We start from the raw sequence: 14,268 nt of genomic DNA, 5'->3' as shown, positions 1-14,268 counted from the left end.
CGACGTCTGGCGTCCCACATACTTTGATAACATTCTTTCTAAAACAGGTGTCTTGCCAGTTTTTATTGCGACGTCTAGCGTCAAAAGAGTTCTCGACTTAACAAGACACCTCTACTTTATCATAAAGAAAAAGTAGTGAGTACTTTCTCCCGTCGGAGATTTCCTCACTACTAATCTTAGTATGTTTTTATCTTCAATAAATTGCATAGGAATTAACAAAACATTTGGTCGTTTCAGTTCTAAACCACTTTCACGTTCAAGAAAAGCTACGATAAAATCTTGGCTGCCATTTGTTCTAAATTGCCAATGTTGAGAGTTCCCATTTTTCTTTTTATGTAAGGAACTATACTTAACATCAATTGTCAAGCCATCAAACCAAAAATCATAAACAGGATTATTTTTCTTGAAGTACTTATTAGCATCTGTTGCTTCTGGAACATACTTTTGAAAGAGTTCTTCTGCCATTCCTCCCAGTTTAGCCGTTCGAGATCCGTACTGAATTTTATCTTGAATTTTCAAACAGCCACTCTTTATTAATTTCAAGTGAGCAACATGAGTCGGTAATCCAGATTGCTTTACTGCCTCATGAAAGTCTCCTGTTTCTAAATATATGTCAACTATATCAGCCATTTTAATTATCCTTAATGTGAGTTCTTAATTGTTTGGCCACGTGCCACATCTTCTTTAATGAGGTCATCAATTCTAGCCATCAATTCATGTTGAGCTGGATCAAAGCGAGAATGAACAGACTCTAAATCTTGAATATCAAAATCATCGCCTTTTGTAATGGCATGGAAATTAGTCAGCTCTAAATAGAGTAGCTGATCCAATTGACGACGGATAGATTTTAAAGCACGCCCTTCATCTGAGTTGGTCAAGTTTTTTTCCAGCCGAGACAACCTCTCTGAAAAATTTTGTTTATCTTCAGTTTCCAAAAAAAGTTTATAGAAAACATCAATCAACTTAACAACAGTCGCTGACTGTTTCTGACCTGGACGTTCTAAACTTTCCCCTACATCTGCTAATAAATAGGATTTGATTTCAGAAAACTTTTGTAGTATTTCTTCGTTAAAATAGATATTAATTCTAGTTGCCATTATTTCTCCTTTACTGCGATTTTTTTGAAGTTCCTGTTAAATAATTAATCTCATACTCTGGTTGGACGTTAAAAATATAAACATCAAAAGATACAGTATCATCTTCTATACTTTGTGCTTCCAAACGAATACCACGAGCAACTAATTCTACGTTTTTAAAAATAGGCGTTACTCGATAGCGGACATGATGTTCTGTCTCTCTTATATAATTTGCGACTAAATTTTCATAGTAAACCATTGACGATTTTTCATTTTCAAAATTGGCATTAAGCGCACGTGTCCCTGTAAAAAGATTTTTCACGTTTGCATTCTCACCACTTAGTTGAAAACCAATTAGATGAGAACGATTATACAAATAATCTTGTTGACCATTGAACATGATTTTTTTATTTTTCCAGCCAGTCGGTTGCACTGATGAAATGTCTTCACGCTCACTTGTTGGCATCAAATCTTTCCCCAACATTGCTTCAGCAACTCCAACACGATTCAAAAAATCAAGGTTACTATATTTTTCCCATGAACCATTTTTTAAACTTAATTCATCGGTTGTAAATTGTGCTTTATCATTAACCACTATGACTTGATGTTGGCCATCAAACGGTTTTGATTTCAGCTCTTCATTTTGTGTCTGGTGAGCATTACTCAAGTCACCATTTTTTTCTTCAGGTGAATCTGATATATTCAATTGAGTAGCTATATCATTTTGAGTAAATGCACTTTTTAATGATTGAAAATTTTGTGGTTGCACTAAAAAAATAGCGATAAACAAAACACTGACTAGCAGGAATTTATTCTTCTTCATTAGCGACCTCCTGCTCTTCTTTCAGCAGCTAGCGCATCAACGTCATCCATAAATTGTAACCAATCCGTTGTTAACTCTTCCACAATATCTTGTTTTGTATGATAGGCCAATAATTTGATTTCATTTTTAAGCAGCTGATCTAATATTTGAGCTTGTTGTTCTTTAATATCTGCCAACGTCTCGGCAAATTTATTATTATATAAATCAAGACCATCATTTTCGACAACACGATATAACTGTGACATCAAAAAATCAGCAAGATTAGGATACTGAAATTTTTCAGACATCATCTCTAATTGCACAAATAATTCATCAGGAACTTTGCGTAATCTAATTTCCTTAGTCATCCCTTTCTACCTCACCTTCGTATTCCAACCATCTTGAAATGTGGTCAGCATACCGACCCATTTTCGTTTCAAAGTCTGATAAAATTTCTGTCTGTTTTTGCGTTAAACGTAAAACATGATCCGACGTTAATTTCATATTTTCTAAATGAGCAAGATAGTTCGCTTCAGCAAAATTAAATTGATCCTTTTCAATCTTTTCACGTAAAACATGAACTAAAAAATCATTAAATGATTTTGATTTTGTTCTCTTTGATTGAGCTTTTAAATAATCAATTTCTTTTTCAGTTAAGCCACGTATTTTTAACTCTGTTCTTTTCATTACCATACAAAAATGATCATCTCCTTTCAAAAAAACAGCGCCCTTCTTTTTTCTTTTGACGAGGCAAAAGCTAAAAGAAGCAAAAAAGAAAACCTCAGCCTCGCAACGTCACGAAAATAAATTTTCTACTTTTGCGGTTTTTCAAGACCTAGCCCACTTAATGTGTTCTAGTCCATGAAAAGAGCATAAGGGAAACTGTCCCATCGTATCGCTGGGAGTTGATAGTATCAACGTTTCCCGTGTCCCCAATTCTCTCGGCTACGCCTACTAAACACACACATGCTAGACACACCTTAACACACTAAGCGCTCTGGCATCTACGTTATCCCCACACCTTAACACACTTTAGCAGTGCACAAATACACACTCCGTTAAATAACTTGATGAGGTACTTCGGCTGAAAAATGAAGATTACTGTTCCTCATTTTCACGTTCTTTTTTAGCTGCCTCACGTTGTGCTTTTTCTTCTTCTCGAATGAGAGTCAGCTCAGTTTTGAGATCATCTAAAATTTTTTTATAGGTCTGAGTTTTATCTTTTTTAAGTTGAATCTGAACGTAGATTTTACCAATTTGTTTTTGAATATTTTCTTCAGCAAGCTTCCGTTCATTTTCCAAAAAAGCTATTTTTTTCTTTGCCTCTTCAAGTTCTAAATCAATTTTTGTAAGATCTTTTTTTGCCATTTGTTAGCCTCCTTTATTTAATAATTTTAGTGTAAGGGATAATGAAATTTCTTGCATTAAGGGGACAAACTACAGCAAAAAGAAAACTCCCCAATACATTATTTAGGGAGTAATATTATTAGTGTTTTATAGTAAAGACCTGGTGAAACGTTTCGTAAATGCATTTCTCCTACTGAGTTTTAATTGAATCAACCTATGGCTAAAATCTTCCTCAATTCCAAAAGGATAAACTCTAAAAGCAGGATAATAGATGGTATCAACATCTTCAAAAAATCGTTCTACTTCTTTAGTAATAAGATCCGTTTTGTAATTGATAGCTGTTGTTGCTTTTCTATTTAAAAAGCTCAATTCAACAACATCTTGATACGGTTGTTTGATCACATTTTGATTAATTTGTCGCATTCGTTTATTTGCATCTGCTTCTTCTGCATCAGTGAAAAAATTAATTTCTGGTGGCAAATCATCTGTTATATTCCGAATACCTAAATACTTTTTATCAATGATATTTTTCAAGACATAATACCTAAATAATCTTGGTAGAAGAATATTTACTAGACTTGCAAAAACAGCACTCATAATCCAAAACTTGCATAAGTTATTTACCATCTGTTCGGATATTGCGTGATGAATAGCATAGTCAGCTTCTGCTTGAAAAACAAGCAAAATTATAAATAGTTTTAGTGATAATTTTATACGTCTAAAATCTTGTAACCACATACCATAACAAAAATTGAAGATAGCATTAGCCACTAGAAAATATTCTATAAGACCAATAATAACGACTCGATAATTTTGTGGAAGATAATACGTCAGCAAGCCTAAAAAACCAGCTGAGAAGAGATAAAATTGACTTTTGGCTACAAATCTAATGAACCAATTTAGACCACAAATGAGTGAAAGTTTTAATCCATTCTTATTTAGTGATTTCCATTTTGAAGATTGAGCTTTTTGCATATTAGTTGTCCTTTCATTTTAATATTAATTTGTCTCCTGAAAATGTGGTCAATAGGTCTCTAATCCTTTTATTTTCCAATCTCTTACTCCTTTACAGTTTTAGCAAATGAAAATCCAACAAAATACTGTATAATGCCGCTAAAAAATTTATTACAAAAACCAATAGACACCATATCCATACAAACGGTTCTCTCCGGTGAAATGAGATAATAAACATGGGATAGATCCACAAAGCGATACAAATATTAATTGGTACTAAAATGCTCATTTTTTACTCCTTTATTTCATTTCTACTGTTTCAATTGGGTTAGAAAACTCAAAGGTACCATCTTTAATAGCAGTCTCTTTTTTCTCTAGGCTGTCAATCTTAGCTTGAACCTTTTCAATATTTTGATTGGCAGTTTCAATAGATCTATTCTTAGTTTCGATGTTGCTTTCAATGGTAGCAATATCTTTTTGATTGGTTTCTAAATCATCACCAGATAGGTAATCTGCTTCTTTGAGAAGGCCCTCTTTACGAGAATTATCATCTTCAATTGAATCATTAAGCTGTTTGATTGAGTTATTCAACTTTTTAATCTGACCTTCTTGGAAGGTTTTTTCCACTTTAATCTCTGACAAAGCAAATTCCTCACGAGAAACACTCTTTATCTTTTCTCTTTTTAGTTTACGATTTTGAGTTGTAACATAGAACTGGACAACATTGTCATCGTTATTTTCTTCTGATTTAGAAGTCTGCTCCTGATCATCTGAAGAACTAGCAATATCAATATCAATATTGCTAGTAGAAACTGTTTTATTTGTAATATCAATCGCAAATGCTCCAAAATCTTCAGGGACATTACGAATGATTACTGAGATTTTATTGTCTACGATTGGAACAATTTCCATTGTTGTATCAGAAGATTTTTTCTGAGCATATAGATTCCATTTAAGACGTTTTGTATCAATTCCACGATCAACTGGAGAGGTAGAATCTTTCGTCTCAAATTGTAAAACGATAATACCAGTTTCAGCTGAATAAGTTTGATTAGTAAGTTTAATTTCACCTGTTCCATTTTCAAATGTCTGCTTTGTTTTTAGTTGTTCATCAGTATATGTCTGCCTCTGTGGAGAGTAAAAAGCCCCAAGCAATAAACTGATCCAAGCTGTAAAAATAACGGAGAAAATAACCAATTTTCGCTTAATAACATTTTCTTGAAACCACCTCTTAGTCCCTATAAAAGGTTTAGCAATAGAGCTGGATTTTATCTTTTCAATCAGTTTTTTTATAGTGTCAATCATAAATTACACAGCCTTTCTTTTTAACTTTTCGTAATCTTCCTTTAAGTCCTCATCCTTGGTATTAGCAGCAATCATGGTCTGCTTTTTTTGCCCCTTAGTACTGAGAAAAACACCAATCACTAATGCAAGTAGTACAACTATCCCAACAATAATAGGTTGTCCCATGGTGTACCTTTTAAACACTTCCCAAACTGTAGGTTCACGAAATTGATCTGCAGCTGATGGCTTCAAAAATCCTAAACTTACAACCTTCAAGACAAACTGAAGAGTATACGATTTTAACACCTTTATACTGAAGTAATACAAGACTCCTACCAAAAAGTAAATTATTGTACTAAATACTAAGAAGCTCCCTAATGCTTGCAAAGTATCAGCTTTTCTATACTCTTTATTAGTAGCTAATAACATTGTTGTTTTTAATAAAGGATTCATGGGTTCACAATTTTCATTATTAGCAGGATCTTTAAATCGTTTCCCTAACTTATGAGAAGTACGTCGCTTTCTCTTTTGTTCCCATGTCCTATTCCTTCTCTTTGGTATCGTCATCTGTCTTACTCCTTCCTGATAATGGCCACCTCACCTGACTGTTTGGCCGAAATATTTTGACCAACATCATAACTGCAAGGCTTAAGTAGCGTGTTCGTTTTTTGTTACCAAAGTTATCGTAAATTTCAACTTCAAAAAGAGGAAATACCCATGCCAAAACAAGAACAATAAGAAAAAGATAATGCCCAGCTGCCTTAAGAATTATAATCATTCAATGCCTCCTTGATGGCTTTTTTATCAGCCCGAATCTTACCTGCTTTATCCTTAGTAGCATAGAGAAAAAGCTCGAATTTACCGTCTCTTATTGTGACTAGAGTCGCTGCTTTGTCAATGTGATATTTTTCAACCAATATCTGGCCATCTTTTGATTCTACATCGATGTAAAAAGTTGGATAAGAACTCTTCTCAGCTGAAGTAATAACAGCTTTCTTTCCAGCCTTACAATAAGGACAGCCATTACGATAAAATACTAGGTTAACATTTTGATTGACTGCAGCATCCACATAGACTTGTCCTGTGAGTTGCTTATTATAATCCTTGACGACATAAGTATTCCATGTAGTCTGTATCCCAACAACTGTAAAGAATATCACAGTAATAGCAGCTAACACTCCCAAAAATCGTTTGGGAAATGCAAATCTATCAGTCATTACCCTTCACCCCCTAAAAACTCAAACAAATCTCCTTGAACATAACTAACTTTGGCCAGACGTTTAATTTCAGACTTTAATTTTTCAAAGCTAGTCATCACTAAGCTAAATCGCAAAGGATCAAATTCTTCATAAACACTAACCAACGGCAGCATAGGAAGATGATCCTTCTTTTCGCTCTGAAGAAACTCAAGAACCTGTTTCTCAGCTTCAATTACCCCATCTACTCTAATCAGTGCTGGTAGGCTTGTAATAACTTCTAAATTCTGATAGAACGTTAGAGCAATATCACCTGCCTTCAGTGTTTCAAATTCAGGAAATGTATCAGTGATTTTAAAGTAATGAGCAGAAGGTTCTTGTCCTACTCCTGTTAAATAATAACCACGTACGATCTTAAAATTCTCCGTCATGTTCGTCCTCCTCATCATCAATAAAGACACATTCAATTATTTTCCTTTTAGTGGACATCAAAGCTGCTTCTTGTAGCCACTCCCGTTTAGTCTTTTTCACTTTCCAAAGAGGAATACCAAATAGACATAGTCTCCCAACATAAAGGGGCTCTTTCTTTTGTTTCATCACTACTTCCTCACTATCACTCATTATTTACCCCTTAACAAACCTTATGAATCTTGAATGGTGCCTGATAGAAATTTGGATAGTTAATCACCCTCTTAGTCTTCTGAACAGGTAAAGGAATATGATAATTAACTTGCATATACTGACAAGCTAATCCTCTACTCTTAAACACCAATAATTGTCCCTGGTTATCATAAAGATAATCTCCATCTTCAAAGCTAAAAATAACGTATCCCATATAATACCTCACTTTCTAAGCTGTTCCATTAACGCTTGATAATCACTCTCTAACTCTCTATCATATCCATCTCTATAACGAATCTGATGGTTAGCATATAGCATCCCTATAATTAGTAAAGAGGAACACCCCAATATACTAACTCCTAAAATAATTAAGATCATTTCCATTTCAATACTCCCTTATCTATATTTCTTTCTAGTCGAGTAGCTGCTAGTTTTATCCAGTTACTTTTCTAGCCCTACGTATCCTAGATATAAATGTAATGGCAACTTGCGGGTTTTATGTATTATCCAATGTCAGCCTCGAATAAAGATAACTGTTTAGCTTGTTTAAACCCATTTTTTACCCCTTCTATTACCTGTTTAATGAATCCTAAGCTCTCTTCAAAGAAAGCAGCTATATTGGCAAAATAAGCCTCTTGACGTTCCTTTTTCACCTGAATAAGTGAAAGGACAATAGCTTTAACTGAAGCCAGTCTAATTCCTCCACCTCGTCCAGATTTAACCACAAAGAAGATTTTACGATCAGCTTTTAGTGCTTTTAAGACTTTATCTAGTGATCGCTCAGGAATGTTCAATTCTTCTCTGATAGCTTTTTTAGTTGTTTGGATGAATGGATCTTCTGACTGAAAATAGCCTTCCAAGTAAGCCATGACATCTGCTTTCCACTCGTGAAGATGACTATTCTTACGATCAGCACGTTTCTTTTTGAATTTATACCAGTGTTGCTTGATAAACAAATCTGAATCTTTCAGTTTCTCATTAACCCAAGCCTTACATAGTAATTTGATGTAATCTCGACTAGCAGCCTCATATTTCCCTGAATAAGCTGAATGAACGGCCTTCAGGAACTCGTCCTGAGAGAGTGGTTCGGCCAAATGTTCATTGAAATCGGCTAAAATAGCCTCACAATCACTCTGAGAGACACCACTTGAAAAGTTAGCCAGCGCCAGAGTGAAAAGTACATTGTTTCTTCCCATCAATGCTTTAGCACCTCTAATATTGGCTTCTCTCAGCAGCAAACCATACCAGGGTTCATCCACCTGTTTAACACCTTCAGAGCCTGAAATAACCGTTAGATTTGGTTTCTTACTTGGAAATGGAAGGTCAGATTGTTTCATAGACCAATCTAGCCACTCCTGGAAAGAGTAGGTGTAATCTTCATGATAGAACTCAATATTATCTGTACGTGGCATACGAGCAATTCCAAAATGGTTACACGTCATATCAACTGGCAATGTCTGACCAAAATAGTTACGTAAATTTTGAGAGATTGCCTTGGCCACTTTTACGACTTTAAATTGAGAATGTGCCGTAACATAAGCTGGTTCTGTCAGAACAAAATAAGCCTGAAAACCCTTGTCTGATTTTAAAATCAAAGTTGGCATAAATCCTAGATCAATGGCAGCCGTTAAAATATCTCCAGAGGTCATCTCTTCAGCTGAAGAGGTAATATCAAAATCAATATAGAAGGTGTTAATCTGCCTGAGATTATCTTCAGAGTGGCCACGTGTCACTCGACGTTTTTCATCGCTATAAGCACCGAAACGATACACGTTTGGTGTCCAGTGAGTGAAATGATCTTGATTTTCGTCGATAGCTTCCATCGATGTCAATACAAGCCCATGTGCCTTAATCATATTTGCTTTAGAACGATATCCAAAGACAGCGCCACGTTTTCCTTCTTCAGCTGAAGGGACTAGTTTTAAATGGCTATTTTTATATTTTGCTTTTCTTAATCCATCTTTGAGGATTAAACTGTAAATATTTGTTAAATTCATCTTTCCCTTAATAGCTCCTCAGGCATCAATTTTGATGTTTTTGCATGTACGAGTCCTTCCATAAAAGCCTCCACATCAATTTCTTGAAGTTTTACCTTGACCGTTCTGTTTTTCAAATTACCCATTCGTTTAGCTTGCTCCTCCAATACTTCCGCTGGAACTTGGACCATAAGAGCAAACTCTTCTGAACTTTGAGCTTGATTTTTAAAGCGTTGATCCAATCCATCTAAGAAACCAAGTAAGTAAGATTTCTTATAATCTTTCCAACGTGCTTTAGAAACTGTAGGAAAAAGTCGTTTCAGACGATATTCAAGATACAATAGTGCACCTTCATAAACTTTAGTACATAATTCAGCATCCGTATCATACCCAAAGAAAATCAGTTGAGTAATCCCTTTTTCAACAACTCGTCTCCGCATGGTTTTACATCGAAAATTTTCACCTAAAATAGCCGCCAATTGTTCTTTCCACCAGACCATCCGATATTCCCAATGCCCCACCGTTTCACCAATGTTATCGTTCTTCCGATAGGTCTTAATATCACTAATAGAAAGATTATGTTTAACCATGAGTTTTTGAGCCATCAGAAGAGCTGTTTGCCCTTCTTCATCACCTGGAGCATCATAAGCCAATTCCAAAAGGTTTTGAACTTTAGATATAATCTTGTTTTCCATATCAATCCTCCGTTCGATACTTTCGTGGCAGATGCCAAGCATAATGTTTTGGATCATCAACCATTGCATTATAAAAGATCATATTCTCAGCAATTTGGGGAAGTGTGGAACTAGGTAAACAATAACCATCCTGCAAGTCCTGTTTTAAATAAAACTCAGGGTTGGTAGTTGTTACATAGTCACTTCTCTTCCAATTTCGACGCAGGCGAGTATTAAATAGTGATACCCTTGCTTCAATCTCTTTGAACCTGAAACCTAACTTCAAATATGTTGTAACGATTTCATGAACATGTTCCTTCGACTCTTTGTTTCTAACTCTGTTATGAACCGCTTGTTCCTCATCTTCTAATTTCAAGCTTTTCTGGTACTGAATATATAGCAATCTCATCTGCTCTATCTTATTTTGCCAATTAAGATTATAGGGTTTACCAGAGTATTTATTTACCAGGTTTCTAACAGGTTGCTTGAACTTCATCTGAATAGAATCAAATTCCCCTAAGTCAGTTAAAGGATCAATAAAGCCCATTGGCTCACTATTGATTAACTGATCATAAAATTCATTTCTAATCATTTTAGCCTCCTTGTTATATCTCGTTTCAAGCACTCTTTAGGACGTATTCACCAAATTCATTTCTTCAAATAGATTCATTTGATGAAATGTAATTTCTGGTTCCTGTTGGCAAGAAATATAGTCCGCAGTCTCTTCTGTTACATCTGAACTCGTTTCCTGATCATGGTCAATGACTTCATAAACTTCTAAAGTGTCTATGTCCATCACAATTTCCAATCCCTCCATGGTAAGACTCCCTTCTTCATGAGATTTTAAACGAACAAAAAAGGAGAACAGATTTCTCCGTTCTCCTCATAAATACAGGATTATTTATTATTCTAAAAACTCTTACCACTTACATTTCTCATCTTTGATTTAATATTTTCTTGAAAACAGGGTATAAGATAGGTACAGCAATAGCTGTCGCTAATGAGGTACCAAATGTTCCACCAATTTTGACCAAGGCTGTAAGCATCGCGGTATCAACTGGTAAATTTCCCACAATGGCATTGATTAAGCTATACTTAATGAAATTCATGATAATTTTTGCGACTGCTGCTACAATAGCAACCAAAATAATATTTGCTGTTTTATCTTGAGAATTAAGCAGTTTTTCAAAAACTAGATGAAGAATATAGCAGACAATTAGCGATTCAAGAATGGTTATCCAAACTTCTGCCGCATAACCATTCAAAATATCGAAAAGTCCAAGTCCAATCGTAGCAACCAGAGCACCAAGTTTTGAACCATAAATGAGAACTGCCAAAACAACTAAGGCATTGCCTAGATGAATAAACTGAGGCCCTACTGGTATACGTAGAAATTGAACACTGATAATGATTAAGGCAGCATAAAGACTGAGTTCAATTAGTTGACGTGTTGAGAGATTTTTCATGTTTTTCCTCCAAAAGATGACTAACGGTTGTTGTGAGAAAATTCAGATGTGATTCATACAGAAGACCATATCGTAAATCATTCTGACACTCCAACGTTGTTTTTAAGGTTCTGTTTATAAATGTTAAGGAGAGCTCTGCCATTTTTCCAAAATCAAGTTTATGAAAATAAGCTGCACCCAAAATAGCAGTTAGTAAATCACCGGTACCATAAAAATGCTCTGCAAATTTGTGAGACATATAGTAACTAATCTTGTCGTTTGAAGCATCAAAGTGAGCAAAACCAACCTCACCAGGCTTGATGGAGACTCCTGTTAAAATAATATGTTTGACTTCCAGAACGGCTAATTTTTTCAAGAGTTGTTCGATATCTTGAATGCTATATTTTTCACCGAGATAGGGGCTATTGGTCAATAAAGCCGCCTCGGTAAGATTAGGAATAATGACCTCTGCTTGATAACAGAAATGGCGCATATTTATCACAAAATTATCGTCAAAACCGGAATACAAGTGTCCTTTATCTCCCATAATTGGATCAACAAAACGTCTCAATCCCATTTTTTGAGAAAAGTTTAGCAATAAATTCATCTGTTCTGAAGACTTGAAATAACCTGTTAGCAAACCATCTGGAGAATAATTGAGTTTTTCCCAAACATCAAGTATTTCTCCCATTTCCTCGGTCAAATTTTTAGCATAAACTTTTTCAAAACCACCCGTATGGGATGATAAAAGGACTGTTGGCAAGGGAATTGCCTCGATTTGACAAGCTGACAAAATTGGTAAAGCAATTGTTAAAGCGACTTTGCCAATACCAACCATGTCATTGGCGACTATTATTGTTTTTCTTGGCATAAGCTCCTTCTTCCATGGATTATTTAACTAACATCATATTTTCGAACCTGTCAATCACAACTTGTTGCAACAAGAGTTGTTTCTATTGTAAGAAAATTCAATTTATATTACAATAGAGATAATAATTAACTGTATGGGGACAGATGAATGAGCAAGTATCAAGATATTGTATCAACAATTGCTGCACAGATAAACTCTGGGCAGCTGCAAAAAGGTGATAAATTACCATCAATTCGCTTGCTCAGTCAAAAATACCAATGTAGTAAAGACACAGCACAACGTGCTCTTTTGGAACTAAAATTTCGTAATTTAGTTTATGCAGTTGAAAAGAGCGGCTATTATGTTTTAGAGAGAAAATTCAAACAAGAGAGTCCTCTAAATATCAGCTTGAGTGACTACAATAATATGGCTTTTGAAGATTTTCGACGTTGCATGGCTGAAAGTCTCGTTAACCGCGAAAATTATTTGTTCAACTACTACCACCAACATCAGGGGCTGGAGGAGTTGTTGACATCTTTGAAAAACTACCTTTCTGAAGATGCTATTTACACTAAGGAAAAAAATATTTTAGTAACTTCAGGAACCCAGCAAGCACTTTATATTTTATCTCAAATTACTTTTCCTAACCAAAAGAAAACAATTCTCTTGGAACAGCCCACCTATCATCGTATGATTGATTTGGTAAAAGCACAAAACCTACCTTTTTTAACCATCAATCGTGACTTTGAAGGATTGGATTTAAACCAATTAGAAAAACTCTTCAAAACTGGTGATATCAAGTTTTTCTATACGATTTCACGCTTTTCAAATCCACTAGGGCTGTCATATTCCAGTGTTGAAAAGCAAAAAATCATTGAATTAGCGCAACGTTACGACGTTTACATTGTTGAGGATGATTACATGGGCGACTTTGCTAAATCAAACGACCTGCCTTTACATTATTATGATACCTCAGATCATGTCATTTATCTCAAATCTTTCTCCATGACCCTCTTTCCAGCTCTCAGACTTGGAAGTTTAATCTTACCAACTATTTTGACAGAAACTTTTCTATCCTACAAAAAAATGATGGACTATGACACCAGTCTAATCATGCAAAAAGCACTATCTCTCTATCTTGACAATGGAATGTTTACTAAAAATGTCACCTATCTTCGTCATGTTTTCCAAAAGCAAATCGAGAGCGCACAAAAAGTGCTAGATGAAACTACAATAACTTACCCCTATAACATCTTACCTCAAACTGTTATTTTAAAAATCGCAGAGCATGACCATTTGGGGCATTTGACCTATACAGATGATATTCACTTTTTAGATTACAATTACCTTTACCCAAGTCAAAAAAACTTTGTTCAGTTGCAAAATAACGCAAATCTAGCCCTAAATTTACAACTTATCCTTTCCAAACAATTTTATCACAACTAAAAAACGGCTATATAATCTCTGTAGCCGTTAAATTCTATTCATTAAAATATCAGTACCCAAAGCTAAAATAGTTTTGGCATGTGCTTTTTTAGGATGCTCTGATTTTGGCATACTTTTTGTTACCTACTACGTATATTTTATTTTCCACCTCCAAAATCATTTTGATTATTGGACCCAACCATAGCACTTCAAAATCACTTAGAATTCTTCCTTGGTCGTTGCTTTATCCACACGTTCTTAATAATCCTCATATAAAGCTGCAATCCCCTCAACTTCATACTTGCGCGCTAAAGACTAAATAGTATATTTCCCGCGTTGTAAAATGAAGTGCAACAAAAAAGACATGCTCGTCTGATATACTAGAATTCCCCAACTCAGTATAGAAAGCAGATGAACATGTCCACTAATCATTCTACCAAAAAATCGTTATACTCACACCTTTCAGCCTCTGAACGCGGAGAAATCAGCGCCTATCTCAAGATGGGCAAGAACCCCTCTGAGATTGCTCGTCTGCTTGGGCGCCATCGCTCAACCATCAGTCGGGAAATCAAACGAGGAAGTGTTTCTCAGGTTCAAGATAAGAACGGGAAACGAATC

Annotated in this window: 22 protein-coding genes; 2 read left to right on the top strand and 20 right to left on the bottom strand. The window is 35.1% G+C overall.

What is annotated here, in order from left to right; all coding sequences use genetic code 11:
- Positions 1 to 111 precede the first annotated feature (111 nt).
- The 20 genes from A3I7_RS12745 to A3I7_RS0108540 form a co-directional block, all read right to left on the bottom strand.
- Positions 112 to 630 carry a hypothetical protein gene (locus A3I7_RS12745; RefSeq protein ID WP_018376387.1) on the bottom strand — a complete coding sequence of 173 codons (519 nt, stop codon included), beginning with the start codon at positions 628 to 630 and terminating at the stop codon, positions 112 to 114.
- A gap of 11 nt (positions 631 to 641) precedes the next feature.
- A complete protein-coding gene (locus A3I7_RS0108635; protein ID WP_018376386.1) occupies positions 642 to 1,097 on the bottom strand; it encodes a hypothetical protein in 456 nt (151 codons plus the stop codon).
- Positions 1,098 to 1,107: 10 nt separating this feature from the next.
- Positions 1,108 to 1,899 (bottom strand): DNA/RNA non-specific endonuclease, encoded by a 792-nt coding sequence (locus tag A3I7_RS0108630; RefSeq protein WP_018376385.1) that lies wholly within the window; start codon positions 1,897 to 1,899, stop codon positions 1,108 to 1,110.
- Positions 1,899 to 2,246 carry a hypothetical protein gene (locus tag A3I7_RS0108625; protein ID WP_018376384.1) on the bottom strand — a complete coding sequence of 116 codons (348 nt, stop codon included), beginning with the start codon at positions 2,244 to 2,246 and terminating at the stop codon, positions 1,899 to 1,901. The genes A3I7_RS0108630 and A3I7_RS0108625 overlap by 1 nt, the downstream gene beginning before the upstream one ends.
- Positions 2,239 to 2,571 carry a hypothetical protein gene (locus tag A3I7_RS0108620; protein WP_000245180.1) on the bottom strand — a complete coding sequence of 111 codons (333 nt, stop codon included), beginning with the start codon at positions 2,569 to 2,571 and terminating at the stop codon, positions 2,239 to 2,241. The genes A3I7_RS0108625 and A3I7_RS0108620 overlap by 8 nt, the downstream gene beginning before the upstream one ends.
- 405 nt (positions 2,572 to 2,976) lie before the next feature.
- On the bottom strand, positions 2,977 to 3,246 hold the full coding sequence (locus tag A3I7_RS0108615) for a hypothetical protein (RefSeq protein WP_018376383.1): 270 nt from the start codon (positions 3,244 to 3,246) through the stop codon (positions 2,977 to 2,979).
- Between the two features lie 126 nt (positions 3,247 to 3,372).
- Complete coding sequence (locus A3I7_RS0108610) at positions 3,373 to 4,200, bottom strand: hypothetical protein (protein ID WP_018376382.1); 828 nt, start codon at positions 4,198 to 4,200, stop codon at positions 3,373 to 3,375.
- A gap of 279 nt (positions 4,201 to 4,479) precedes the next feature.
- Positions 4,480 to 5,484, bottom strand: coding sequence for a hypothetical protein (locus tag A3I7_RS0108605; protein ID WP_018376381.1), 1,005 nt, complete (start codon positions 5,482 to 5,484; stop codon positions 4,480 to 4,482).
- A gap of 3 nt (positions 5,485 to 5,487) precedes the next feature.
- Positions 5,488 to 6,030: a hypothetical protein gene (locus tag A3I7_RS0108600; protein ID WP_017648488.1), complete on the bottom strand. Its 543-nt coding sequence runs from the start codon at positions 6,028 to 6,030 to the stop codon at positions 5,488 to 5,490.
- Positions 6,005 to 6,241 (bottom strand): hypothetical protein, encoded by a 237-nt coding sequence (locus tag A3I7_RS0108595; protein WP_018376380.1) that lies wholly within the window; start codon positions 6,239 to 6,241, stop codon positions 6,005 to 6,007. Before A3I7_RS0108595 ends, A3I7_RS0108600 begins: the two co-directional genes overlap by 26 nt.
- On the bottom strand, positions 6,225 to 6,680 hold the full coding sequence (locus A3I7_RS0108590; RefSeq protein ID WP_018376379.1) for a thioredoxin domain-containing protein: 456 nt from the start codon (positions 6,678 to 6,680) through the stop codon (positions 6,225 to 6,227). The genes A3I7_RS0108595 and A3I7_RS0108590 overlap by 17 nt, the downstream gene beginning before the upstream one ends.
- On the bottom strand, positions 6,680 to 7,090 hold the full coding sequence (locus A3I7_RS0108585; RefSeq protein WP_018376378.1) for a hypothetical protein: 411 nt from the start codon (positions 7,088 to 7,090) through the stop codon (positions 6,680 to 6,682). The genes A3I7_RS0108590 and A3I7_RS0108585 overlap by 1 nt, the downstream gene beginning before the upstream one ends.
- Complete coding sequence (locus A3I7_RS0108580) at positions 7,074 to 7,256, bottom strand: hypothetical protein (protein WP_026217203.1); 183 nt, start codon at positions 7,254 to 7,256, stop codon at positions 7,074 to 7,076. Before A3I7_RS0108580 ends, A3I7_RS0108585 begins: the two co-directional genes overlap by 17 nt.
- 34 nt (positions 7,257 to 7,290) lie before the next feature.
- Positions 7,291 to 7,494, bottom strand: a complete 204-nt coding sequence (locus A3I7_RS0108575) for a hypothetical protein (protein WP_018376376.1) — start codon at positions 7,492 to 7,494, stop codon at positions 7,291 to 7,293.
- Positions 7,495 to 7,783: 289 nt separating this feature from the next.
- The gene (locus tag A3I7_RS0108565; protein ID WP_018376374.1) at positions 7,784 to 9,277 is read right to left on the bottom strand and encodes a primase C-terminal domain-containing protein; all 1,494 of its coding nucleotides are present in this window, start codon (positions 9,275 to 9,277) and stop codon (positions 7,784 to 7,786) included.
- A complete protein-coding gene (locus A3I7_RS0108560; RefSeq protein ID WP_018376373.1) occupies positions 9,274 to 9,951 on the bottom strand; it encodes a DUF2786 domain-containing protein in 678 nt (225 codons plus the stop codon). Before A3I7_RS0108560 ends, A3I7_RS0108565 begins: the two co-directional genes overlap by 4 nt.
- Before the next feature lies 1 nt (position 9,952).
- Positions 9,953 to 10,522, bottom strand: coding sequence for a hypothetical protein (locus A3I7_RS14600; RefSeq protein ID WP_018376372.1), 570 nt, complete (start codon positions 10,520 to 10,522; stop codon positions 9,953 to 9,955).
- A 36-nt stretch (positions 10,523 to 10,558) separates the two neighbouring features.
- Positions 10,559 to 10,747: a hypothetical protein gene (locus A3I7_RS0108550; RefSeq protein ID WP_018376371.1), complete on the bottom strand. Its 189-nt coding sequence runs from the start codon at positions 10,745 to 10,747 to the stop codon at positions 10,559 to 10,561.
- A 118-nt stretch (positions 10,748 to 10,865) separates the two neighbouring features.
- Entirely contained in the window at positions 10,866 to 11,396 is a 531-nt protein-coding gene (locus A3I7_RS0108545; protein WP_018376370.1) for an ECF transporter S component, read from the bottom strand.
- Positions 11,365 to 12,246, bottom strand: a complete 882-nt coding sequence (locus tag A3I7_RS0108540; RefSeq protein ID WP_018376369.1) for a pyridoxamine kinase — start codon at positions 12,244 to 12,246, stop codon at positions 11,365 to 11,367. The genes A3I7_RS0108545 and A3I7_RS0108540 overlap by 32 nt, the downstream gene beginning before the upstream one ends.
- A 147-nt stretch (positions 12,247 to 12,393) precedes the next feature.
- Here A3I7_RS0108540 and A3I7_RS0108535 point away from each other — a divergent pair, with 147 nt between their 5' ends.
- Both A3I7_RS0108535 and A3I7_RS0108525 read left to right on the top strand, forming a co-directional pair.
- Positions 12,394 to 13,671 carry an aminotransferase-like domain-containing protein gene (locus tag A3I7_RS0108535; protein ID WP_018376368.1) on the top strand — a complete coding sequence of 426 codons (1,278 nt, stop codon included), beginning with the start codon at positions 12,394 to 12,396 and terminating at the stop codon, positions 13,669 to 13,671.
- 396 nt (positions 13,672 to 14,067) lie between these two features.
- On the top strand, positions 14,068 to 14,268 hold a 201-nt coding region (locus A3I7_RS0108525; RefSeq protein ID WP_018376367.1), incomplete at its 3' end, for a helix-turn-helix domain-containing protein.

Source organism: Streptococcus orisratti DSM 15617 (genome assembly GCF_000380105.1).
GTDB classification, from domain to species: domain Bacteria; phylum Bacillota; class Bacilli; order Lactobacillales; family Streptococcaceae; genus Streptococcus; species Streptococcus orisratti.
Note: the sequence above shows the minus strand (reverse complement) of the source record. Positions and strands in the feature narration are given on the sequence as shown.